The following is a 22,184-nucleotide window of genomic DNA, read 5'->3' on the forward strand; positions in this document are numbered from 1 at the left end:
CGGCCACACCGCCGAGCCGCGCCGACGGGGACGACTGGGAGGAGCCCCCGTGACGCAGCAGATCCCGTCGACCGAGCCCGAGCTGGCCGGAGTCCGCAACTTCCGGGACGTGGGCGGCCTTCCGACCGTGGACGGACGGCGGGTGCGGTACGGGGTGCTGTTCCGCAGCGGGCACCTCGCGCACGCGACCGACGAGGACGCCGCCTTCCTCGGCTCCCTGGGCCTGCACACGATCTTCGACTTCCGCAACGCGGCCGACCAAAAGCTCGAGGGCCCGGACGTCGAGCTGCCGGGTGTGCGCAATGTGAACCTGCCGCTGAGCGACCCGGCGGACGGCGCCGAGTTCTGGAAGATGGTCCGCGACGGCGACATCGACCAGTTGCGGGGGATCCTCGCGGACGGCAAGGCCGCGAACCGGATGATCGACTCGTACCGCAGGATGGTCAAGGAGCGCACCGCCGAGCACTCCCAGGTGCTGCACGCGCTCGTGGAGGACAGTGTCCCCGCCCTCATGCACTGCGCGGCGGGCAAGGACCGCGCCGGCCTGTCCATCGCCGTGACGCTGCTCGCGCTCGGCGTCGAGCGCGAGGCGATCGTCGCCGACTATCTGGAGTCCAACGCCAAGCACCGCCGCTACAAGGTGCACCGCAGCAGCAGTGACGCCTCGGCCTACTCCCCCGAGGTCATGGAGCTGCTCAGCCCTCTGTTCGACGCGCGCGCCGAGTACCTGACGGCGGCCTTCGAGACGATCGAGGAGGCGTGGGGCGGTGTCGACTCCTACCTGGAGCAGGCGCTGCGCCTCACGCCGGAGGCCCGGGAGCGGCTGCGGGAGCGGTTGCTCGACTGACGCGGGCTGCCGTACGGGCAACTACTGCGCGGCCGGCTACTGCTTGGCTCCCATCTCGAACAGCAGATAGATGAAGGCCGCGAAAACGTGCCCGACGGCTATGTAGATGATGAGCCGTACCCACAGGGCGCGCGGGAACTTCTCCTCCATGTCGCTCATGGCGTCTCTCCAGGGGTGGGGCCCAGGCACAGCGTGGCCGTGGGGCTCTGCAGCAGGGTGTGGACGAACAGGAGCTCGACCCCGCCCTCGTCCTGGGCGGCGATGCGGTGCGGGGTGAGCGAGTCGAAGTGCGCGCTGTCGCCGGGCGCGAGCCGGTGCATGGTGTCCCCGAGGCGCAGCCGCAGCCGCCCCTTGAGCACGTACAGCCACTCCTCGCCGGGGTGCACACGCACGATGTCGCCCTGCGAGCCGTACGGCACATGGACGCGCAGGGCCTGCATGCCGCGGCCGGGCGCGCCCGCCTGCCAGTACGTCCAGCCGCCCGCCGCAGTCGGCTCCATATCGGCGGCGCGCACGACGGCGTCCCGGTCGGCGACCGTCTCGCCGAGCAGCTCGGAGACGGTCGTACCGTAGATACGGGCGAGGGCCAGGAGCATCGGCAGGGAGGGCTGGCGTTGTCCCGTCTCCAGGCGGGAGAGGTGGGCCGGCGACAGTCCTGCCGAGCGGGCCGCAGCCTCCAGGGTGAGGGCGGCCCGGCGGCGCAGGGCACGCAGGTGCGGGGCTACGAGGGGCATGGCACCCTCGTGTTCCGCCGAGGGCTCCGTTCCGGAAGAGCTCATGCCTCCATTCAGTCGGAGCTTTGCCTGCGCGGCAAATTTCTTGCCTGAGAGGCAAAGGCCCCGGCCCCGGCTTCCATACCGCGGCTAGCGGTTGGCGACCGCCTGCTTGATCAACGTCTTGCCGAAGTCCCACATCAGCCCGCCGCCGCTGTGCGCGTCGTCCATCACGTCCGTGAAGGCTTCGACGAACCGGTCCACCTCCCGTTCGCCGATGATCAGCGGCGGGATCAGCTTGATCACCTCCAGATGGTCCCCGGAGACCTGGGTGAGGATCCGGTGCCGCCGCAGCAGCGGTACGACGACCATCTGCGCGAACAGGCCCTTGCGCGCGGCCTGCAGCATGGTCCAGCGGCCGCGCAGCTTCAGCGAGTCGGGACGCCCGAACTCGATGCCGATCATCAGGCCACGGCCACGGACGTCGGCGAGCAGCTCGTACTTGTCGGTCAGCGCCGCGAGCCGGGACTTCAGCTGCTCCCCGGTCGCCCGCGCGTTCGCGACGATCTGCTCGTTCTCCATGACGGACAGCACGGCGAGCCCGGCCGCCATGGCCTGCGCGTTGGACCCGAAACTCGCCGAGTGGACGAGGACCCGGTCCATGGACGAGTAGACCTTCTTGAAGATCCAGTCCCTGCCGAGGGTGGCGCCCACCGGCACATACCCGCCGGAGAGCGCCTTGGCCACGCACACCAGGTCCGGCTCGACACCGTCCTCGTGCTGGTAGGCGTAGAAGTCCCCGGTCCGGCCCAGCCCCGTCTGCACCTCGTCGGCGATGAGCAGCGCCTTGTGCCTGTGCAGCAGCTCCTGGGCGGCCCGCAGATAGCCGGGCGGGGTCTCGTGCACGCCCTTGCCCTGGATCGGCTCGACGATGAGGGCGGCCACGTCGCCCTTCTTCAGCTCCCGTGCCAGGGCATCGAGATCACCGAGCGGTACGGCCGTGTCCGGCAGGAGCGGGGCGAAGCCGTCCCGGAAGCCGGACTCGCCGTTGACGGACAGCGAACCGGTGGTCAGCCCGTGGAAGGCGTGGTCGCAGTACAGGATCCGCGGTTTCCCGGTGACGAACCGCGCGAACTTCAGCGCGGTCTCCACCGCCTCGGTCCCGCTGTTGCCGAAGAACACCCGGTCCAGGTGCGGGCTGTGCGCGAGCAGCTTCTCGGCCAGCAGCCCGGGCAACGGCTGGCAGTCGAAGCGGGTGAGGTCGGCGAGGGAGGCGTCGAGGACGTCGTGCAGCGCCTTGCGGACGACGGAGTGGTGGCGCCCCAGGCCCATCACCCCGAACCCGGCGAGCATGTCCAGGTAGTCGTCGCCGTCCGCGTCCCAGAAGTACGCGCCCTCGGCCCGCTCGTAGACCTTGTCGAAGCCGATGGTGTGCAGCATGCGCGGGAGCTGGTGGTTGAGATATCTGGTGTGCAGCTCGTAGCGCTCGGCCCCGCGCTCGGCGAGGAGTCCGCCGAGGTCGAACTCCGTGGTCATTCCGCCTTCTCCTCGACTGGCACGACGGCAGGACCGTCGTGACTACGACCGCCTTGGCCGCCGTCGGCCCGCTCGGTGCCCGCCAGGGTGTCCTCGGCCTCCTTGAGGGCGAGGCTCGCGCTGATCCGTCCGGCGACCTCGACGGGCGTGAGCCCGATGTCGGCGAGCACCTCGCCCCGCTTGGCGTGCGCGAGGAACTGCTCGGGGATGCCGAACCGCCGTACGGGCACGTCGACCTCGGCGTCGGCCAGCGCCAGCGCCACGGCGGCGCCGACTCCGGACGAGCGGCTGTTGTCCTCGACGACGGCCACCAACCGGTGATCGGCGGCGAGCGGCGCGAGCGCGGGGTCGACCGGCTTGACCCACCGGGGATCGACGACGGTGCAGTTGATGCCGCGTGCCTGCAGCAGCTCGGCGGCCTGGAGGCACACCGGAGCCATCACGCCGACCGCGACGAGGAGGACGTCCGGCTCACCCGCGTCCCGGTGAAGCACGTCCAGGCCGCCCACCCGGTCGACCGCCGGGATCGACGGACCGACCGACTCCTTCGGGAACCGCACGAGGGTCGGCGCGTCGTCGACGGCCACCGCCTCCCGCAACTGCGCCCGCAGCTGGTCGGCGTCGCGCGGCGCGGCGATCCTGAGGCCCGGCACGACCTGGAGGATCGACATGTCCCACATGCCGTTGTGGGAGGGCCCGTCGGCGCCGGTGACGCCGGCCCGGTCCAGGACGAAGGTCACCCCGCACCGGTGCAGCGCGACATCCATGAGGAGCTGGTCGAAGGCCCGGTTGAGGAAGGTGGCGTACACGGCGACGACGGGGTGCAGTCCGCCCGTCGCGAGCCCCGCCGCCGACACGGCCGCGTGCTGCTCGGCGATCCCCACGTCCCACACCCGGTCCGGGAACCGCTCCGCGAACTTGCCGAGCCCGACGGGGTGCAGCATCGCCGCGGTGATCGCCACGACGTCCTCCCGCTCCTCCCCGATGCGCACGATCTCGTCGCCGAACACCGAGGTCCAGGACGGCCCGCCCGACGGTGCGAGCGGCTCGCAGGTCAGCGGGTCCATCACGCCGACGGTGTGGAAGTGGTCCTCCTCGTGGGCGAGGGCGGGTTCGTAGCCGCGCCCCTTCTCCGTGAGGCAGTGGATGAGCACGGGTCCGTGGAAGCGTTTGGCACGCCTGAGCGCGGACTCGACGGCCCCGATGTCGTGCCCGTCGATCGGGCCGACGTACTTCAGACCCAGGTCCTCGAAGAGCCCCTGCGGCGCGAACGCGTCCTTGAAGCCCTTCTTCGCGCCGTGCAGGGCCTCGTACACGGTGGTGCCGATGACGGGCGTGCGCTGCAGTACGTCCTTGCCCCAGGCCAGGACCCTCTCGTAGCTGTCGGTCGTGCGCAGGGTCGCGAGGTGGTTCGCCAGGCCCCCGATGGTCGGGGCGTACGACCGTTCGTTGTCGTTGACGACGATGATCAGCGGCCGGTTCTTGGCCGCCGCGATGTTGTTGAGCGCCTCCCAGGCCATTCCGCCGGTCAGCGCCCCGTCGCCGATCACCGCGACGACGTGCCCCTTCTCCCCCTGCACCTGACGGGCCTTGGCGAGCCCGTCGGCCCAGCCGAGCGCGGTGGAGGCGTGGCTGTTCTCGACGATGTCGTGCTCGGACTCCTCGCGCGAGGGATAGCCGGACAGGCCGCCTTTGCCGCGCAGCTTGGAAAAGTCCTGACGTCCCGTCAGAAGCTTGTGTACATAGCTCTGGTGACCGGTGTCCCAGACGATGCGGTCGACCGGCGACTCGAAGACCCGGTGGAGCGCGATGGACAGTTCCACCACCCCCAGATTGGGCCCGAGGTGTCCGCCGGTTCTGGCGACCGCGTGCACCAGGAACTCCCGGATCTCGTCGGACAGTTCACCGAGTTCCGCCTCGGACAGCGCCTTCAGGTCGCGTGGTCCCCGGATGTTCTCCAGAATCGTCACGCTCGGGCCCCCTCTCGGTCCGTGCCTTGTTTCAGCTCACAGTCACTGCCGGTTTCCCCGTGACGGTGGGGGCGCCCGATGCGGCCCCGTCCTGCTCCATCTGTTCGGCGATCTTCATCGCCTCCTCGATCAGGGTCTCGACGATCTTCGATTCGGGGACGGTCTTGACGACCTCGCCCTTCACGAAGATCTGCCCCTTGCCGTTGCCGGAGGCGACGCCGAGGTCGGCCTCGCGGGCCTCGCCGGGACCGTTGACCACACAGCCCATGACGGCTACCCGCAAGGGCACTTCCATGCCTTCCAGGCCGGCCGTGACCTCGTCGGCCAGCTTGTACACGTCGACCTGCGCACGCCCGCACGACGGACAGGAGACGATCTCCAGACGCCGCTGCCTGAGCCCCAGCGACTCCAGGATCTGGATGCCGACCTTGACCTCCTCGGCGGGCGGGGCGCTCAGGGAGACCCGGATCGTGTCGCCGATGCCCCGGGACAGCAGCGCCCCGAAGGCGACCGCCGACTTGATCGTGCCCTGGAAGGCGGGACCGGCCTCGGTCACCCCGAGGTGCAGCGGATAGTCGCACTGCTCGGCGAGCAGGCGGTAGGCGTTGACCATGACCACGGGGTCGTTGTGCTTCACCGAGATCTTGATGTCGCGGAAGTCGTGCTCCTCGAAGAGCGACGCCTCCCACAGGGCGCTCTCCACCAGCGCCTCCGGCGTCGCCTTGCCGTACTTCTGCAGCAGCCGCTTGTCGAGCGAGCCGGCGTTGACACCGATGCGGATCGGGGTGCCGTGGTCCTTGGCGGCCCGCGCGATCTCCTTGACCTTGTCGTCGAACTGCTTGATGTTGCCGGGATTGACCCGTACGGCCGCACAGCCCGCCTCGATCGCGGCGAACACGTACTTCGGCTGGAAGTGGATGTCCGCGATCACCGGGATCTGCGACTTGCGGGCGATCGTCGCGAGCGCGTCCGCGTCGTCCTGCGTCGGACAGGCGACCCGGACGATCTGGCAGCCGGAGGCCGTGAGCTCGGCGATCTGCTGGAGGGTGGCGCCGATGTCCGACGTACGCGTCGTCGTCATCGACTGCACCGACACCGGGGCACCGCCCCCGACCGCCACCGGACCGACCTGGATCCGCCGCGACACACGCCGCTCGGCGATCGGCCGGAGGGGTACCTCGGGGACGCCCAGGGAGATGGCGGTCATGACGTCACTCCCGGTTCCCGGAGACCGTCTCGCGCATGGCGCGCAGCGACTCCTTCAGCGAGCCCATGGTGGCGAGGACGGCGGTGGGCTCGTAGCCGCAGTGCGCCATGCAGTTGGCGCAGCGCGGGTCCTTGCCGCGGCCGTACTTGTCCCAGTCGGTCTCCTCGATCAGCTCGCGGTACGTCGGCACGTACCCGTCGGCCATCAGGTAGCAGGGCCGCTGCCAGCCGAAGAGCGAGTAGTTCGGGATCGCCCACGCGGTGCACGGGAAGTCGACCTTGCCCTCGAGGAAGTCGAGGAACAGCGGCGAGTGGTTGAGCCGCCAGCGGCGCCGGTTGCCGCCCGCGAAGGCCTTCTTGAACAGCTCGCGGGTCTGTTCCACACCCAGGAAGTGCTCCTGGTCGGGGGCCTTCTCGTAGGCGTATGCGGGCGAGATCATCATCTCGTCGACCTTGAGGTCGTCGTTGAGGAAGTTGAGGACCTCGACGATGGTCTGCGGGGTGTCGGTGTTGAAGAAGGTCGAGTTGGTGGTGACCCGGAAGCCGCGCCGCTTGGCCTCCTTGATCGCCTCCACGGCCTCGTCGAACACGCCCTCCTTGGCCACCGACTCGTCGTGGCGCTCGCGCAGGCCGTCGATGTGCACGGCGAAGGCGAAGTAGGGCGAAGGCTTGAACTTGTCCATCTTCTTGCGCAGCAGCAGCGCGTTGGTGCACAGGAAGACGTACTTCCGCTTGGCCACCAGCTGCCGCACGATTTCGTCGATCTGCGGGTGCATCAGCGGCTCACCGCCGGCGATGGACACCATCGGAGCGCCGGACTCGAGCACCGCTCCCACGGCCTGTGCGACGGGCATGCGTTGCTTCAGCACTCCGGCCGGGTGCTGGATCTTGCCGCAACCCTCGCACTTCAGATTGCAGGCGTACAGCGGTTCCAACTCGACGATCAGCGGAAATTTGTCCCGCCTGCGAAGCTTCTGTTCGGCCAAGTAAGTAGCGACCTTGATGGACTGACGCAGCGGCATGGCCATCTGGCTCACCTCCTGGGGAGCAGCAAAGAACGGTGCCATTCGTAGAAAGCGGGCAGGACCGAACGAAGAACACGGAAAGCCGATATTCCACCGCGCAACGTGCCGATCCGGACGAGTTCATGTTCTGGAGCGTCCACGACCACCCGGACGGCCGCAACCGGGCGCTCGCCCGTACGCACGGCGCTCAGGAGTGTGGCCGCCGACTCCATGTCGACCGCGATTGCGCCGGTCGAGAGCAGATCGGACCGTTCCTGACCACGGATGACGTGGTCGGAGCCGGTGAGGGGGCCGGTGTGGACCGTGCGGCCGGGGACGGTGCGTACAAGTTCCTTGACGAGGAGGTCGGTCCCGACGCACGGAACGGTTCCCGCCGGGTCCCGGGTCTCCTCGGCGACGACCAGATCGCCGGGGTGCATGTCCGGGGCGAGCCCGGCGCAGAAGCCCGTGGCCAGCACGGCGGCCCCGCTCAGGGCGGGATCGGCCAGGACCCGGGTGACGGAGCGCTCGGCCGCCCGCGGTCCCATGCCCGTACGGAGCACGGTGACCGGCCCCCCGGCACCGCCGCGGTCGCCGGCGCGCAGGGCGAACTGCTCGATGCCGAGCGCGCAGGCGATCAGCAGCGGGGCCGGGGCGGGCGGGGTGCTCATCAGCTCCCCTTGTGCCGGTCGGAGAAGGGTTCTCCGTGCACGTACCGGCCCAGTGCGGTGAGCGGGAACACCTGTCGGTAGAGGTGGTAGTTGATCGAGAAGTCCCACGGGAAGCCCGTCCCCGTGAAGTACGGCTCGTCCCAGGAGCCGTCCTCCAACTGGGTGGCCGCGAGCCACTCGATGCCGCGTTCGACCGCCTTGGAGTCCTTCTCCCCCGCGGCCAGCAGGGCCATCAGTGCCCATGCGGTCTGCGAGGCGGTCGAGGCGCCCTTGCCGCTCCACTCCTTGACGTACTTGTAGGAGCGCAGGTCCTCGCCCCAGCCGCCGTCGTCGTTCTGCACGGACTCCAGCCAGGCCACGGCGCGGCGGATCGCGGGGTGGGAGCCCGGGATGCCGGCGGCCACCAGGGCGGGGACGACGGATCCGGTGCCGTAGACGTAGTTGACGCCCCAGCGCCCGAACCACGAGCCGTCCGGTTCCTGTTCGGCCAGCAGCCAGCGGATGCCGCGCCGGGTGCGCGGGTCGTGGGCGAGGCCCTCGACCGCCAGCATCTCGACCACGTGCGCGGTGACGTCCGCCGACGGCGGGTCGATGACCTCACCGAAGTCGCAGAACGGCAGCCGGTTGGGGAACGGGCTGGTGTTGTCGACGTCGAAGGCGCCCCAGGCCCCGTTCTTCGACTGCATGCCGAGGTTCCAGCGCACGCCCCGGCCGATCGCCTTCTCCACCCGCTCCGGGTCGTGGTGCCTGACCCGGCGCAGCGCGAGGACGACTTCGGCGGTGTCGTCGATGTCGGGGTAGTTGTCGTTGTGGAACTCGAACGCCCAGCCGCCCGGCGGCAGCCCCGGCCGTCGTACGGCCCAGTCGCCGGGGCGGACGATCTCCTCGCCCAGCATCCAGTCCGCGGCCTTGACGAGCTGCGGATGGTCGGCGGGCAGCCCCGCGTCGACGAGCGCGATGGTGGCCAGACAGGTGTCCCACACGGGCGACTGGCAGGCCTCGATCATCCGGGCCCCGTCCTCGCGCCAGACGGCGAAGCGGTCCAGCGACGCCAGGCCCTCGCGCATCACGGGGTGCTGGAGGTCGTAGCCGAGCAGGTGCAGCGCGATGACCGAATAGACGGCCGGCGGCTGGATCCCGCCCCAGCAGCCGTCGTTCTCCTGCCGCTCGATGATCCAGCGGGCGGCACTGTTCATGGCGGCCTTGCGCAGTCCGCGCGGGGCGACCTTGCGCAGCTGGTGCAGGGCCTTGTCGAGCCGCTGGAACGCGCCGTCCCAACTGGCCACCGGAGCAAGCGGCTTGGGCGGGTTCGGCTGGTCCGGGTCGGTGTGCAGTTCGTCGAGCGGGAAGGGCGCGGGCCGTACCGGGCGCTTCGCGGAGACGATCGTCAACGGGACGATGGTCTGCCGGGCCCAGCAGCCGAAGTCGTAGATGTTGAGCGGGAACCACTTGGGGAAGTAGATGAGTTCCGGGGGGAGTTCGGGCAGGTCCTCCCACTTCCACCAGCCGAACAGGGCCAGCCAGATCCGGGTGAAGACCCGGGCGGCGGCGATGCCGCCCTGCTCTCGGATCCAGGCGGAGGCCTTCGCCATGTGCGGGGCGTCCGGCGCGTCGCCGGCCAGGCGGAGGGCGACGTACGCCTCGACGGTGGTGGAGAGCTCACCGGGGCCGCCGTAGAAGGTGCCCCAGGTGCCGTCCTCGCGCTGCTCGCCGCGGATGAAGAGGGCGGCCGCCTGTGTGGTCTTCTCGTCACGGATGCCCAGGAACTGACGGAGCAGCAGGTCCTCGGCGTCCATGGTGACGTTCGTCTCGAGGTCGCCCTTCCACCAGCCCTGGGCGTCCTGCTTCGCCAGCAGAAAGTCGGTGGCACGCCGGACCGCGCGCACGGCGGCTTCGTGGACCCCGGCCGCCCCGGGGGTTTCGGTGTCGGTGTCGCTGGCCGCGGTTGCCCGGGGCGGCAGTGCCCCGGTGCTTCCGTCGGTCGTCGCTGTCATGGCTTCCCCTTCGTGCAGTGCTCCAGGTAGTGCGTCTGCTGTGGGTCCGCCGTCGGCCGGTGCGCTTCTTCCAGCGGCACCGGCCGGCGACTACGCGAGGGCTATTCGACCGATACTGATCATCTCTTTTCGCCCGGTGGTGATCATCTCTTCCGTACGACGACGAAGTCGGCGAGCGCCGTGAACTGCGCCCGCACCTGCTCGGGCATGTCGACGGCGTCGAGGGCCTCGACGGCGATGGTGTGCTGACGGCGTGCCTCTTCTGCGGTCCACTCGCGGCCGCCGGCCTCCTCGATGAGGGCGGCGCGGGCGGCGAACTCCTCCTCGGAGAAGTTCTCGAAGTCGCTGCTCTTGGCGTCGGCGGCGAGGATCTCGCCGAGCCGCTCGGAGGCGGACCCGCCCGCCGCGAGCGCGGCCACGACCGGCAGGGACTTCTTGCGCTGGCGCAGGTCGCTCCAGGTCTGCTTGCCGGTGGAGACCGGGTCGCCCCAGATGCCGAGGAGGTCGTCGACGGCCTGGAAGGCGAGGCCCAGGTGGTAGCCGTACTTCTCCAGGGTGTCGGCGGTGCGGTCGTCCGCTCCGCCGAGCACGGCACCGATGGAGCTGGCGCAGGCGAGCAGGGCGCCGGTCTTGTTGCCCTCCATCTCCAGGCACTCCTCGACGCTGACGCGGTCGCGGTGCTCGTAGGAGATGTCCTGCGCCTGACCGTCGATCAGAGCGCGGGTGGCGGTGGTCAGCCGGCGGGTGGCGCGGCCCGCCTCGACCGTGCCGAGCTCCAGCAGCACCTCGTTGGCCAGCGCGAACAGGGCGTCGCCGACGAGGATGGCCTGGGCGGGGCCGTGCACCTTCCAGACCGTGTCGCGGTGACGGCGCTGCTCGTCGCCGTCCATCAGGTCGTCGTGCAGCAGGGAGAAGTTGTGGACGAGTTCGACGGCGACGGCGCCGGGGATGCCGACCTCGGGCGCGGCACCGGTGACCTCGGCGGACAGCACCGCGAGGGCGGGGCGTACGGCCTTGCCGCCGTCGCCGGCCGTGGGGTTGCCGTCGGCGTCGATCCAGCCGAAGTGGTAGGCGGAAACGGTGTCCATGGGAGGGGCCAGGCGGTCGATCGCCGCCCGCAGTACCGGTGTGGCCAGGGTCCTCCCGCGCTCCAGGAGCGCGGTCACGTCCACCGCGGTCTCTCGAGCGGCCTTCTCGGCCGGGGGCACAGTGGGCACAGTCTCTCCTCTTGTTGCGGTACCGGGGGTGCGGGGGCCTGCCGCCGTGTGCTGGTTCAGCATCACGCCGCCTCCTCGACGTCGAAGAGGTGGCTGGGGCGGGGCCGGCCCAGGGCGCTCAGCGCGGCACCGGCCGCACTCACGCCGCTGCGGACCGCACTCTCCATGGTCGCGGGCCACCCTGTGGCGGTCCACGCTCCGGCCAGGTAGAGGCCGGGTGCCTTGGTACGGGCGCCGGGCCGCAGCCGCCCGACGCCGGGAGTGGGAGCGAACGTCGCGGTGCGCTCCCGGGTCACGAAGAAGTCCTTCACATCCGCGCCGCGCGCCCTGGGCAGGAGGCGCTCCAGCTCGGGCAGATACCGCTCGCGCAGGGCGGCGACGGGCTCGTCGATCTCGTCCTGCGCGGCCGACTGGGACAGGGCGAGGTACTGCCCGTCGCGCAGCCCGGAGGCGTCGGTCCGGTCGAAGACCCACTGCACGGGGGTGCCGAGCGCGGCGAAGAACGGCCGGCTGAGCACCTTGCGGTCGTACACGACATGGACGTTGAGGATCGGCGCGGTGCCGATCTCCAGCAGCTGCTCGGGAGCGTCGAGGGCGCCGGCGGGCAGCAGGTCGTACGCCTCGCGCTGCGCCACGGCGAGCACGACGGCGTCCGTGTGGAGCGTCTCGCCGGGAACCTGGACGCTCCACCGTCCGTTCTCCGCAGGGGAGATGGAGGTGACGCGTGTACGGACCTCGATACGGACGCCCGCCGAGTCGAGCGCCTTGCGGGCCAGCCGGTCGTGCAGGTCGCCCAGCGGGACGCGCGCCCAGCCGATGTCGGCCGCGCCCGGGTCGGACAGCAGACCGGTCTTGAACACCATCGCGGCGAGCCCCAGCGAGGCGTCGCCCGCGACCGCGTTGAGGGTGGCGACCCCGACCAGGTCCCACAGGGCCTCGACGGCCCGCGCCGACTGACCGTGCGCGGCCAGCCAGCTGCCGAAGTCCTGGGTGTCCAGGGCCGGATCGGCGAGGTCGAGCCCCTTGAGCGCGAGCGCGGCACGTCCGACCTTGGCGCGATCGGCGAGTGACAGATGCGGATACGTCGCCAGGCTCCGGCCCAGGTGCAGGGGCACGGGCAGCGCGTCGCGCCGCAGCCTGCCGAGCCGTCGCCCCTCGGGCCGCGCCACGTCGAGTACGGGCACGTCGAGACGATCCTGCAGCGGCGCCAGCGCCGCCCCCTCGATCCGGTCGAGGAACCAGCGGTAGGCGGTGCAGCAGCGCAGATACACGTGCTGGCCGTTGTCGACGGTGAGTTCGCCGCGCTGGAAGGAGAAGGCCAGGCCACCGAGTCTCGGCCTGCCCTCGATCAGGGTGACGCGCACTCCGGCGTCGGCGAGCGCGAGCGCGGCGGTGATGCCGGCGAGGCCACCGCCGATCACGACGGCGTCCCGCCCGGAACCGCCGGGGATGTCCGCGAGCGCCTCTTCGGGCCGCATGCCGTCGGTCATCGTGCACCCTCCCCTGCGCGACCGTCGTGCCGGTGCTTGAACGCTGCACGGCCGGTCGTCTCAGTCAGGGACGCGGACAGGCCGCGGAGGGTTGCCCGCCGCTTTTCGCCGGTGGCATCACCTTGGACCGGAATGTCCATCAGGCACGCCTCCTGACGGTACGGCGATTCATGTGCCGGGTGTCCAGACCGCTCAGGCCGCGTACGGCGACGTACGCCTTCTCGCGTCCGGGCAGTGAGACACGGCCGCGCAGCACGGCCTCCGGATCGCGCTCGATACGGTCGAGGAGGCGGCGGTAGATCCCGGCCATGGCGGCGACACAGGCGCCGCTGCGCCGGTCGAGCATGGGGAGCAGCCGGTACCCCTCGGCGAAAAGAGCGCGGGCCCGACGCACTTCGAAGTGCACGAGGCCCGCGAAGTCGGAGCCCTCCGGTGGTGTCGGCCCGCTGAAGCCGGTGGAGCAGCCGAATTTGGCGAGGTCGTCGGAGGGCAGATAGGTGCGTCCTCCTTCGGCGTCCTCGCGAACGTCCCGGAGGATGTTGGTGAGTTGCAGTGCCAGCCCGAGCGTGTCGGCGTACTCGGGCGCGCGCTCGGCGCCGCGTGCCCCCGGTTCCGTGCCGAACACGCCGAGCGAGAGCCGCCCGATGGCGCCCGCCACGCAGCGGCAGTAGACCTTCAGGTCGTCCCAGGTCTCGTAGGTCTCGCCGCGCACGTCCATCAGGACACCGTCGATGAGCTCGTCCAGGCCGCCGAGCGGGACCGGGAAGGTGTCGGCGGCATGGGCGAGGGCGACGGCCACGGGGTCGATGTCGTCCTCGTCGACCGCCCCGTCGCGGATCCGGGTCAGCAGCTCCCGGGTGTCCTCGAGTCTGGCGACCTTGACCTCGTCGGTCAGCGCGCCGTCGCCGATGTCGTCGACGCGGCGCGAGAACGCGTACAGCGCCGACATCGCGCGGCGCTTGGGCGTGGGCAGCAGTCGGATGCCGTAGGCGAAGTTACGGGCCTGTTGTCCGGTGACGGCCTCGCAGTAGCTGTAGGCGGCGAGTACCGGTGCGGACGCGTGTGGTGCAGACTCCACGGTCCGGATCACCCCTCTCCTCGCAGAGTCACGCCCACCTCGCGCAGCAACTGGAGCTTGCTGGCCTTGGGCGGGCCGGGAAGTACGTCGTATTCGGCGGCGGCGATCGCACGGATCGCCGCTCTTCCCCCCGCCACGAAGCCTGCGAGCAGCAGCTTGAGCCTGCCGTGGACGCTACCCACCAGGGGGGTGCCTTCATTCAGGAGGTGCTGGGCACGTTCGGCTTCGTATGCAACCAGGGCACGCACCGATGCGCCCGCTGTTTTCGCCGCGAGATCGGTTTCGTCCACGTGAAAGCGCTTCATGTCCGCGGATGGCAGATAGATCCGGTCACGGCCGAGGTCCTCGGCGACATCCTGGAGGTGCTCGACGATCTGCAGCGCCGTGCACACCGCGTCGGAGCGGCGGATCCGCTCGGGGGTCTCGGTGCCGGTGACGGCGAGGACGAGACGGCCGACGGGGTTGGCGGACAGTTCGCAGTAGGCAAGGAGATCGTCGTAGGTCTCGTACCGCCCGACGAGCTGATCCTGGCGGTTGGCGGCGATCAGGCCGAGGAAGGGCTCGGGGGTCAGCGAGCGGCGGCGGACGGTCGACTGGAGGCGGCGCAGCAGGGGGTGACGCGGGGTGCCGTCGAAGACCCGGCGCAGGTCGGTCTCGAAGGCGTCCAGGAGGACCAGGCGGTCCTCGGCGCCCTCGGCCGACACGCCGAGCAGGCGGGCGTCGGCACCGCCGGGAGCGAGATCGCCGTCGCCGATGTCGTCGACGAGGCGGGCGAAGCCGTAGACGGCCATGAGGTCGGCGCGCCAGGCCCTGGGCAGGAAGAACGGCGCCACGGGGAAGTTCTCCGCGGCGGCCTTGTCGAGCGTGCCGCGCTCTGGGTCACCCGCGCGTGCGCCGGTTCCCGTCACCGCGGACTGCCCGGGGCGCGGACGGCACAGGCTGCTGCGTTGAGCTGGGGAGTTTCCGTAGCCATTGCCGTCACATCTCCCGTTCTACACCGCCGACCCAATGCATACTATTTCGGACACGCCGCCCGGCCCTCCGCGCCGCAGCCCGGAGAGGGGGGTGTCGCGCCTTATCGCCCCACTTGCCGCGTTTCGGCACCGGTACAGCTTACGTTGTACAACGAGGCGGGGCCTGTGCGGGTGTCCTGCACATCACAACAACACACCGATTGGTGTCAAGATTCCTGACGCCAGCCGGAGTTGACGTTTCCTTTGCAGACGCGGGCCCCGCCGAAGCAGTTCCGGCGGGGCCGTGGGAAGCGGGCTGGGCCGCGCGGCCCATGTCCGGGTGGACTACTTGCCCGTGAACTTCTCGTACTCCTTGAGGACCTCGTCCGTCGGTCCGTCCATGCGCAGCTCGCCGCGTTCCAGCCACAGGACGCGGTCGCAGGTGTCGCGGATCGACTTGTTGTTGTGGCTGACGAGGAAGACGGTGCCGGCTTCCTTGCGCAGCTCGCGGATGCGGTCCTCGGAGCGCTTCTGGAACTTGCGGTCGCCGGTGGCCAGCGCCTCGTCGATCATGAGGACGTCGTGATCCTTGGCGGCGGCGATGGAGAAGCGCAGGCGGGCCGCCATGCCGGAGGAGTACGTGCGCATCGGCAGGGTGATGAAGTCGCCCTTCTCGTTGATGCCGGAGAAGTCGACGATCTCCTGGTAGCGCTCCTTGATCTCCTCGCGGGACATGCCCATGGCGAGGCCGCCCAATATGACGTTGCGTTCGCCGGTGAGGTCGTTCATCAGGGCCGCGTTCACCCCGAGCAGGGAGGGCTGGCCGTCGGTGTAGACCTTGCCCTTCTCGGGCGGGAGCAGGCCGGCGATGGCGCGCAGCAGGGTCGACTTGCCGGAGCCGTTCGAGCCGATCAGGCCGATGGCCTCACCGCGGTAGGCGACGAAGGAGACCCCGCGGACGGCATGCACCTTGCGTACGCCGCGTTCCGCATCGTCGGAGCCCCTCTTGAGGATGCGGCTGAGGGCCGCGGTGGCGCTGCCCTTGCCGGTCTTGGCGCCGTTGACGCGGTAGACGATGTGCAGCTCGTCGGCGATGACGGTGGGGATGCGGGCATCCGTCTTCTGCTCAGCCACGGCCGTACCTCTCCTCCGCCTTCCAGAAGTACACGAAGCCGCCCACGGCGGTCAGCACGGCCCAGCCGAGCGCGGCCGCCCAGACGTGGTGGGGGAGGTTCTCACGGCCGTAGCCGTCGATGAGGGCGAAGCGCATCAGGTCCATGTAGATGGCGGCCGGGTTCCACTGCAGGACGGTGGCGATCCAGTCCGGCTTGTCCGCCAGCATGATCGGGATGGAGAACATCACGCCGGACGCGTACATCCACGTACGCATCACGAAGGGCATCAGCTGGGCCAGGTCCGGGGTCTTGGCGCCCGCACGGGCCATGATCAGGGCGAGGCCGGTGTTGAAGAGGAACTGCAGCACCAGCACCGGCACGATCAGCAGCCAGGACATGCTCGGGTAGCTGCCGAAGCCGACCGCCACGAGGAACAGCACGATCATCGAGAACAGCAGCTGCTGGAGCTGCTGGAGCGCGAAGGAGATCGGCAGCGAGGCACGCGGGAAGTGCAGGGCGCGGACCAGGCCGAGGTTGCCGGAGATCGCGCGTACGCCCGCCATGACCGAGCTCTGCGTGAAGGTGAACACGAACACACCTGTCACCAGGAACGGGATGTACACCTCCTTCGGCATGTGCTTACTGGCGCCCAGGATGACGCCGAAGATGAAGAAGTACACCGCCGCGTTCAGCAGCGGCGTCGCCACCTGCCACAGCTGACCGAGCTTCGCCTGGCTGTACTGTGCGGTCAGCTTCGCCCGCGAGAACGCGAGGATGAAGTGCCGCCGGTCCCAGAGCTGGCGGACGTACTCGAACAGCGAGGGGCGGGCACCGCTCACGGACAGCCCGTACTTGGCGGCCAGCTGCGCCGCCGTGAGGCCTTCGTCGGGTGACGGAGGCGCGCTCACCGCGACGGAGCCGTCGTGCGTTGTCTCACTCACCAGTTGAAACTTTCGTCTTCGAGATGCGCAGCCTGTGCGGGCATGGCATGAACCGTGGTGCCCGGGTGCGGCCCGGTCACTCTCAGGGTCGACCTTGTCAGATGACGGGAGGTCGGCCCAGTCGAGTCAGCCGCCACACCGTACGCCACTTCATGGGCTTGCGGGGACCGCACGGGGTGGTCCAGCCTTCCCGGAATCCGCCGAACCATGCCTTCAGGGCAGGGCGTGACGGGCGCCGGACGAGGGTGAGCAGCATCCACACGCCCAGATAGACCGGGACGAGGAGCGCGGGGAGGTTGCGGCGGGCCAGCCAGACGCGGTTGCGGGCGACCATGCGGTGGTAGACCGCGTGCCGCGAGGGCGCGGTCGTCGGGTGGTACAGCACCATGTCGGACCGGTAGTCGATCATCCAGCCCGCGTCGAGGGCCCGCCATGCCAGGTCGGTTTCCTCGTGGGCGTAGAAGAATTCGTCCGGCAGCCCGCCGACTTCGGCGAAGACCTGGGTACGGACGGCGTTGGCGCCGCCGAGGAAGGTGGTGACCCGGGAGGAGCGCATCGGGTCGGAGGCGCGCAGCCGGGGGACGTGGCGGCGCTGGGTGACGCCGGTGTCCGGGTCGGCGATGCGGAAGCTGATGATGCCGAGCTTCGGGTCGGCCGCGAAGGCCTGCCGGCACAGCTCGGCCGTGTCGTGGTGGGCGAGGAGGCCGTCGTCGTCGAGGAAGAGCAATATGTCGACATCGCGGCCGCTGGGGCCGAAGGCTTCGATGCCGACATTGCGGCCGCCGGGTATGCCGAGGTTCTCGGGCAGCTCGATCGTGCGGACGCCTTCGGGGACGTCCGGGACCGGTGAGCCGTTGCCGACCACGACCACCTCGACGCGGTCGCCGTCCTGCTTGGCGACCGAGTCGAGGAGGGCCCGAAGCTCGTCGGGGCGGTTGCCCATGGTGATGATGACCGCGCCGACCTTCGGCGCGGCTGCCGCTGAAGAGTCCATGCCGCTCACTTCAGCCTGCTCGAGGCGAGGATGGACACCAGGTGCAGCAGGGTCTGCAGCAGCGCGATGCCGGCCAGCACCGCGACGCCGAGCCGGGAGAAGAACAGGTCGCCGCGGACCTGGTCGGCGATCGCGAGGACCAGGATCAGCAGCGACGCCTCGATGCCGAGGATCAGACGGTGGAACTTGAGCATGGCGGCGGCCTTGCGGGCCAGGGCCATTCCGGAGGAGCGCATCTCGGACGCCGCCTCCTGCACGGGCGGCTTGCCGGCCTGGTGCCGGGCGACGCCGACCAGGTCGGTCTCGGCCTTGATCAGGATCGCGCCGAGTGCGGCGAGGGTGCCGAGGAAGGCCCAGAGCCAGTCGATACGGCCGCTGCCCCACAGGTCGGCGGCGCGCAGGCCGAAGCCGACGAGCACCGCGGCGTCGGTGAGGTAGGCGCCGACCCGGTCCAGGTAGACGCCGTTCAGCGAGTACTGCTTCTTCCAGCGGGCGATCTCGCCGTCGACGCAGTCCAGCAGCAGGTACATCTGGACGCACACCACGCCGAGCACGGCGCCCGGGATCCCCGGCACGAGGAGTGCCGGGGCCGCGAGCACGCCGAAGACGGTCATCAGGTACGTGAGCTGGTTGGGCGTGACCCTGGTGTTCACCAGGTAGCGGTCGACCCGCAGGGACACCTCACGCATGTAGAGGCGTCCCATCCAGTGCTCACCGCTGCGCCTGTCCTTCACCCCCGCGGGGTGAACGACGGGGCGGAGTTCAGCTACCGATGGCCTTGACATAGTCGGCGTAGATGTCCTTGATCTGGTCGGTTGTCAGGTCGAGGTGTTCGAGGATCGTGTATCGGCCGGGCCGGGTCTGGGGAGCGAACTCCACGGCGCGGACGAACTCGTCGTCCGTGAAGCCGATCTCCTCCGGCAGAACCGGCAGCCCGTGCCGACGCAGCACCTCGGCCATGTAGGCCGACTCCTCGTGGGCCCCGCGCAGGTACATCGCGAAGGCCGCGCCCAGTCCGCACTGCTCGCCGTGGGCGGCGGCGCGCTTGGGGAACAGCAGGTCGAAGGCGTGGTTGATCTCGTGGCAGGCGCCGGAGGACGGACGGGAGTCACCCGACACCGACATGGCGATCCCGGTGAGCACCAGCGACTCGGCCAGGACCTGCAGGAAGCCGTCGTCGCCGACGCCGCCCGGGTGCCTGAGCACCGCCTCGCCCGCCTGGCGGGCCATGGCGGCGGCGAGGCCGTCGATCTTCTCGCCGTTGACGCGGTTGGAAAGCTCCCAGTCCGCGACCGCCGAGATGTTGGAGATGGCGTCACCGATGCCGGAGCGCACGAAGCGCACGGGAGCCTCGCGGATCACGTTGAGGTCGATGACGACCGCGATCGGGTTCGGCACACCGTACGAGCCGCGGCCCGCGTCGTTGTCGAGGGTGGCGACCGGCGAGCACAGACCGTCGTGCGCGAGGTTGGTGGCGACGGCGACCAGGGGGAGGCCGACGCGTGCCGCCGCGAACTTGGCACAGTCGATGATCTTGCCACCGCCGAGCCCGACGACCGCGTCGTAGTGGCCCGCCTTTATGTCGCTCGCCAGCCGGACCGCGTCGTCGATGGTGCCGCCGCCGACCTCGTACCAGGTCGCCCCGGGCAGCGTCGGTTCGAGCCGCGCGCGCAGCCGCGCACCCGAGCCGCCGCTCACCGCGATGGCGAGCTTTCCGGAGTGCGAGATGCGCTCGTCGGCGAGCACACAGGCCAGGTCGTCGAGGGCACCCGGGCGGATGTCCACGACGACGGGCGAGGGAATCAGCCGGGTCAGTACTGGCACGCGATCTCCCGTCCGCGGGCGAGATCGTCGTGGTTGTCGATCTCCACCCACTTGACGTCGCCGATCGGCGCCACGTCGATGCGGAAGCCGCGGTTCACGAGCTCCTGGTAGCCGTGCTCGTAGAACTGCTGCGGGTCCGTCTCCCAGACGGTCTTCAGGGCGTCGGCCAGCTCGGGGGCGGCGTCGCCCTCGATGAGGGTGACGCCGATGTACTCGCCGGTGGCCTCGGCGGGGTCCATCAGCTTGGTGATCTTCGTCATGCCCTTCTCGGGGTCGACGACGACCTTCATCTCCTCGTCGGCCAGGTGCTTGACCGTGTCCAGGGCGAGGATGATCTTCTTGCCGTCGCCGCGGGCGGCGAGCAGCGTCTTCTCGACGGAGACCGGGTGGACGGTGTCGCCGTTGGCGAGGATCACACCGTCCTTGAGGGCGTCACGGCCGCACCACAGGGAGTAGGCGTTGTTCCACTCCTCGGCCTTGTCGTTGTCGATGAGGGTGAGCTTGAGCCCGTACTTCTGCTCCAGGGCTTCCTTGCGCGCGTACACGGCCTCCTTGCGGTAGCCGACGATGATCGCGACCTCGGTCAGCCCGATCTCGGCGAAGTTGCCGAGGGTCAGGTCGAGAACCGTGGGTTCGCCCTCTATGCCCGCGGGTCCCACCGGCACCAGAGCCTTGGGAAGGCTGTCGGTGTAGGGACGCAGACGCCGTCCGGCGCCGGCCGCCAGCACGAGGCCGATCATGCGGGTTCTCCTTCATCGTGTACGGCGGGCGCCCCAGCGGACACCCAGAAGCGGATGCTCTCGACGAGCACCACCAGGGCCACGGCCACGGCGAGAGCCGTGAGCGCGACCGTGAACTGCGAGGCGGAGAGCACCGCGGCGAGGACGGTGACGAGCAGCGTCCGTCCTTCGTGCCCCCCGATGGCGCGCACCAGCCAGGCCGGGGGCGCTCCGGCGTTGCCGCGGATGCGGTACACCGTGTCGTAGTGATGGTAGGCGACGGCCGCCACCAGCCCGAAAGCCGCAGGAAGGGCTCCGTTCACGTCCGCTTTGGCCGCGAGGATCAGGACGGTGCCGTATTCGGCGGCGCGGAACAAGGGCGGGACGAGCCAGTCGAGAGCGCCCTTGAGGGGGCGGGCGGCGGCGGCCACGGCGGAGAGGGCCACGTAGAAGACGGCGACCAGGGCGGGCAGCCGGTTGCCGTACGGGGCGAAGGCGACGGTGAGCAGGATCGCGCCGGTGGCCGACAGCGCCGCGACCAGCGGGGTCCGCAGGGGCAGCGCGACACGGCCGAGTCCCTCGGCGAGCGGGCCGGTGTCCGTGAGGTCCCTCAGCGCCTGAGCCGCCCGGTCGGTCCGCTGCGCCTTGCGGGTCACCGACCGCAGGACCCGTCCCGCCGTGGTGTACGTCGCCGCGAAGGCACAGCCGATGAGCAGCGCGTAGAAGGTGATACGGGGCGTGGTGACCGCCGTGAGTACCGCGATCATCGCCCAGCGCTCGCCGATCGGCAGCACGATCATGCGCCGCACCCACACCGTCCAGCCGACGCTGTCGAGCTTGTCGGACAGGGCGGCCGTGGGGCTGGTGTTGGCGGTCGCGTCGTGGTTGGCCTCGTTGAAGGAGAAGTCGACGACGTGCCGGCAGGTCTGGAGGATCATCGCGCCGAGGGCGAGGGCCCATACGTCGTCGCCGCCCCGCGCGGCTCCCAGCGCGAGGCCGGCGTAGTAGGCGTACTCCTTGGCCCGGTCGAAGGTGGCGTCCAGCCAGGCGCCGAGGGTGGAGTACTGCAGGGAGTAGCGGGCGAGCTGGCCGTCGGTGCAGTCCAGGACGAACGACGCGATCAGCAGGACGCCGGCCGCGACGAAGCCGCCGCGGGTGCCGGTGGCCGCGCAGGCGGCCGCGATGAGCGCGGTGAGCAGGGAGGCGGTGGTGACCTGGTTCGGGGTCAGGCCCCGCCGCGCGCACCAGCGGGCGATGTAGCGGGAGTACGGGCTGATGAAGAAGGTCGTGAAGAAGCCGTCCCGGGACTTCACGGCCGACTTCAGGCGTACGGCCTCGTCGTCGACGGCGGCGACGGCCTGCCGTGCCTCGTTGCGGGTCTGGGGGTCGGCCGGGACGGCGGCGACCAGGCTGCCGAGCTCGGGACGGTGGACGTCGGTGCCGTCGGCGTCGAGCGCGGTGACGAGGCGGTCGGCGAGGCTGTCCACCAGGGTCGTGCCGGCGCCTGCCGAATGCTCCCTGGCCATCGCGCGGGTCAGGGCCTGGCGGCCGGCCGGCTGCGCGGTCACGGCACCCGGGATCGCGGCGAGCGGGAAGCGCGGGTCGGTGAGGCCGAGGCGCAGCGCGTGCACGTGGCCGACGAAGCGGGCGTCGACCAGGGCGACCCGCTGGTCGCCGGGCACCTGGGCGAGGAGCGTCTCGGCGTCGGCCGGGTCGGCGGCGACCCGCACGTCGTAGCCGAGGGACCGCAGATCGCCCTCGATCGACGATCCGGGGACCGGCTGACCGGTGAGGATGGCGGTCGACAAACCGAACTCACTCCCTGGGTGCCGGCGTGTCCGCGCCGGTCATGTGCATGTGTGGGGGCGCCCGTTGCCTGGGGCGCGGGCGGCATGTCGGCAGAGGCTATCGG

21 protein-coding genes are annotated in these 22,184 nt (G+C 70.3%); 1 reads left to right on the forward strand and 20 read right to left on the reverse strand.

The window, feature by feature from the left end:
* Window positions 1-49 precede the first annotated feature (49 nt).
* A complete protein-coding gene (locus ACIBU0_RS03860) occupies window positions 50-847 on the forward strand; it encodes a tyrosine-protein phosphatase (protein ID WP_398811150.1) in 798 nt (265 codons plus the stop codon).
* A 36-nt stretch (window positions 848-883) separates the two neighbouring features.
* On the opposite strand, the gene ACIBU0_RS03865 is transcribed toward ACIBU0_RS03860, so the two are convergent.
* The 20 genes from ACIBU0_RS03865 to ACIBU0_RS03960 all read right to left on the reverse strand — a co-directional run bounded on the left by ACIBU0_RS03865 (window position 884) and on the right by ACIBU0_RS03960 (window position 22,080).
* A complete protein-coding gene (locus ACIBU0_RS03865) occupies window positions 884-1,006 on the reverse strand; it encodes a DUF6126 family protein (RefSeq protein WP_398811153.1) in 123 nt (40 codons plus the stop codon).
* Window positions 1,003-1,626 (reverse strand): helix-turn-helix domain-containing protein, encoded by a 624-nt coding sequence (locus ACIBU0_RS03870; RefSeq protein ID WP_398811155.1) that lies wholly within the window; start codon window positions 1,624-1,626, stop codon window positions 1,003-1,005. The genes ACIBU0_RS03865 and ACIBU0_RS03870 overlap by 4 nt, the downstream gene beginning before the upstream one ends.
* Before the next feature lie 84 nt (window positions 1,627-1,710).
* Complete coding sequence (locus tag ACIBU0_RS03875) at window positions 1,711-3,096, reverse strand: aspartate aminotransferase family protein (protein ID WP_398811158.1); 1,386 nt, start codon at window positions 3,094-3,096, stop codon at window positions 1,711-1,713.
* Window positions 3,093-5,066 (reverse strand): 1-deoxy-D-xylulose-5-phosphate synthase, encoded by a 1,974-nt coding sequence (gene dxs, locus ACIBU0_RS03880; protein ID WP_398811161.1) that lies wholly within the window; start codon window positions 5,064-5,066, stop codon window positions 3,093-3,095. Before dxs ends, ACIBU0_RS03875 begins: the two co-directional genes overlap by 4 nt.
* Window positions 5,067-5,097: 31 nt before the next feature.
* On the reverse strand, window positions 5,098-6,273 hold the full coding sequence (gene ispG, locus ACIBU0_RS03885) for a flavodoxin-dependent (E)-4-hydroxy-3-methylbut-2-enyl-diphosphate synthase (protein ID WP_398811164.1): 1,176 nt from the start codon (window positions 6,271-6,273) through the stop codon (window positions 5,098-5,100).
* A 4-nt stretch (window positions 6,274-6,277) separates the two neighbouring features.
* A complete protein-coding gene (gene hpnH, locus ACIBU0_RS03890; protein ID WP_398811167.1) occupies window positions 6,278-7,300 on the reverse strand; it encodes an adenosyl-hopene transferase HpnH in 1,023 nt (340 codons plus the stop codon).
* Between the two features lie 5 nt (window positions 7,301-7,305).
* The gene (locus ACIBU0_RS03895) at window positions 7,306-7,947 is read right to left on the reverse strand and encodes a 1-hydroxy-2-methyl-2-butenyl 4-diphosphate reductase (RefSeq protein ID WP_398811170.1); all 642 of its coding nucleotides are present in this window, start codon (window positions 7,945-7,947) and stop codon (window positions 7,306-7,308) included.
* A complete protein-coding gene (shc, locus tag ACIBU0_RS03900) occupies window positions 7,947-9,941 on the reverse strand; it encodes a squalene--hopene cyclase (protein ID WP_398811173.1) in 1,995 nt (664 codons plus the stop codon). Before shc ends, ACIBU0_RS03895 begins: the two co-directional genes overlap by 1 nt.
* A gap of 143 nt (window positions 9,942-10,084) precedes the next feature.
* Entirely contained in the window at window positions 10,085-11,221 is a 1,137-nt protein-coding gene (locus tag ACIBU0_RS03905) for a polyprenyl synthetase family protein (RefSeq protein ID WP_398811175.1), read from the reverse strand.
* Entirely contained in the window at window positions 11,221-12,648 is a 1,428-nt protein-coding gene (hpnE, locus tag ACIBU0_RS03910) for a hydroxysqualene dehydroxylase HpnE (RefSeq protein WP_398811178.1), read from the reverse strand. The genes ACIBU0_RS03905 and hpnE overlap by 1 nt, the downstream gene beginning before the upstream one ends.
* Window positions 12,645-12,788: a DUF6380 family protein gene (locus tag ACIBU0_RS03915; protein WP_398811180.1), complete on the reverse strand. Its 144-nt coding sequence runs from the start codon at window positions 12,786-12,788 to the stop codon at window positions 12,645-12,647. The genes hpnE and ACIBU0_RS03915 overlap by 4 nt, the downstream gene beginning before the upstream one ends.
* Window positions 12,788-13,738 (reverse strand): presqualene diphosphate synthase HpnD, encoded by a 951-nt coding sequence (gene hpnD, locus ACIBU0_RS03920; protein ID WP_398811183.1) that lies wholly within the window; start codon window positions 13,736-13,738, stop codon window positions 12,788-12,790. The genes ACIBU0_RS03915 and hpnD overlap by 1 nt, the downstream gene beginning before the upstream one ends.
* Window positions 13,735-14,634 (reverse strand): squalene synthase HpnC, encoded by a 900-nt coding sequence (gene hpnC, locus ACIBU0_RS03925; protein ID WP_398811186.1) that lies wholly within the window; start codon window positions 14,632-14,634, stop codon window positions 13,735-13,737. Before hpnC ends, hpnD begins: the two co-directional genes overlap by 4 nt.
* Before the next feature lie 390 nt (window positions 14,635-15,024).
* Window positions 15,025-15,813 carry an ABC transporter ATP-binding protein gene (locus ACIBU0_RS03930; protein WP_398811189.1) on the reverse strand — a complete coding sequence of 263 codons (789 nt, stop codon included), beginning with the start codon at window positions 15,811-15,813 and terminating at the stop codon, window positions 15,025-15,027.
* The gene (locus tag ACIBU0_RS03935) at window positions 15,806-16,735 is read right to left on the reverse strand and encodes an ABC transporter permease (RefSeq protein ID WP_398811192.1); all 930 of its coding nucleotides are present in this window, start codon (window positions 16,733-16,735) and stop codon (window positions 15,806-15,808) included. Before ACIBU0_RS03935 ends, ACIBU0_RS03930 begins: the two co-directional genes overlap by 8 nt.
* Window positions 16,736-16,832: 97 nt before the next feature.
* Window positions 16,833-17,729, reverse strand: a complete 897-nt coding sequence (locus tag ACIBU0_RS03940) for a glycosyltransferase family 2 protein (RefSeq protein ID WP_398811195.1) — start codon at window positions 17,727-17,729, stop codon at window positions 16,833-16,835.
* Window positions 17,730-17,734: 5 nt separating this feature from the next.
* Complete coding sequence (locus ACIBU0_RS03945; RefSeq protein ID WP_398811198.1) at window positions 17,735-18,514, reverse strand: CDP-alcohol phosphatidyltransferase family protein; 780 nt, start codon at window positions 18,512-18,514, stop codon at window positions 17,735-17,737.
* The gene (locus ACIBU0_RS03950; RefSeq protein WP_398811201.1) at window positions 18,492-19,553 is read right to left on the reverse strand and encodes an iron-containing alcohol dehydrogenase family protein; all 1,062 of its coding nucleotides are present in this window, start codon (window positions 19,551-19,553) and stop codon (window positions 18,492-18,494) included. Before ACIBU0_RS03950 ends, ACIBU0_RS03945 begins: the two co-directional genes overlap by 23 nt.
* Entirely contained in the window at window positions 19,541-20,293 is a 753-nt protein-coding gene (locus tag ACIBU0_RS03955; protein WP_062699131.1) for a sugar phosphate nucleotidyltransferase, read from the reverse strand. Before ACIBU0_RS03955 ends, ACIBU0_RS03950 begins: the two co-directional genes overlap by 13 nt.
* Complete coding sequence (locus ACIBU0_RS03960; protein WP_398811204.1) at window positions 20,290-22,080, reverse strand: DUF5941 domain-containing protein; 1,791 nt, start codon at window positions 22,078-22,080, stop codon at window positions 20,290-20,292. Before ACIBU0_RS03960 ends, ACIBU0_RS03955 begins: the two co-directional genes overlap by 4 nt.
* Between the last annotated feature and the right edge of the window lie 104 nt (window positions 22,081-22,184).

This window comes from Streptomyces sp. NPDC049627 (genome assembly GCF_044465645.1).
In the GTDB taxonomy this organism is placed as follows: Bacteria; Actinomycetota; Actinomycetes; order Streptomycetales; family Streptomycetaceae; genus Streptomyces.

Coding starts and splice junctions, on each gene's coding strand:
- hpnE (WP_398811178.1), bottom strand. CDS start 12,648: ATGACCGACGGCATGCGGCCCGAAGAGGCGCTCGCGGACATCCCCGGC.
- ACIBU0_RS03895 (WP_398811170.1), bottom strand. CDS start 7,947: ATGAGCACCCCGCCCGCCCCGGCCCCGCTGCTGATCGCCTGCGCGCTC.
- ACIBU0_RS03865 (WP_398811153.1), bottom strand. CDS start 1,006: ATGAGCGACATGGAGGAGAAGTTCCCGCGCGCCCTGTGGGTACGGCTC.
- ACIBU0_RS03870 (WP_398811155.1), bottom strand. CDS start 1,626: ATGAGCTCTTCCGGAACGGAGCCCTCGGCGGAACACGAGGGTGCCATG.
- ispG (WP_398811164.1), bottom strand. CDS start 6,273: ATGACCGCCATCTCCCTGGGCGTCCCCGAGGTACCCCTCCGGCCGATC.
- ACIBU0_RS03945 (WP_398811198.1), bottom strand. CDS start 18,514: ATGTCAAGGCCATCGGTAGCTGAACTCCGCCCCGTCGTTCACCCCGCG.
- ACIBU0_RS03915 (WP_398811180.1), bottom strand. CDS start 12,788: ATGGACATTCCGGTCCAAGGTGATGCCACCGGCGAAAAGCGGCGGGCA.
- ACIBU0_RS03940 (WP_398811195.1), bottom strand. CDS start 17,729: ATGGACTCTTCAGCGGCAGCCGCGCCGAAGGTCGGCGCGGTCATCATC.
- ACIBU0_RS03955 (WP_062699131.1), bottom strand. CDS start 20,293: ATGATCGGCCTCGTGCTGGCGGCCGGCGCCGGACGGCGTCTGCGTCCC.
- ACIBU0_RS03875 (WP_398811158.1), bottom strand. CDS start 3,096: ATGACCACGGAGTTCGACCTCGGCGGACTCCTCGCCGAGCGCGGGGCC.
- hpnH (WP_398811167.1), bottom strand. CDS start 7,300: ATGGCCATGCCGCTGCGTCAGTCCATCAAGGTCGCTACTTACTTGGCC.
- shc (WP_398811173.1), bottom strand. CDS start 9,941: ATGACAGCGACGACCGACGGAAGCACCGGGGCACTGCCGCCCCGGGCA.
- ACIBU0_RS03905 (WP_398811175.1), bottom strand. CDS start 11,221: ATGCTGAACCAGCACACGGCGGCAGGCCCCCGCACCCCCGGTACCGCA.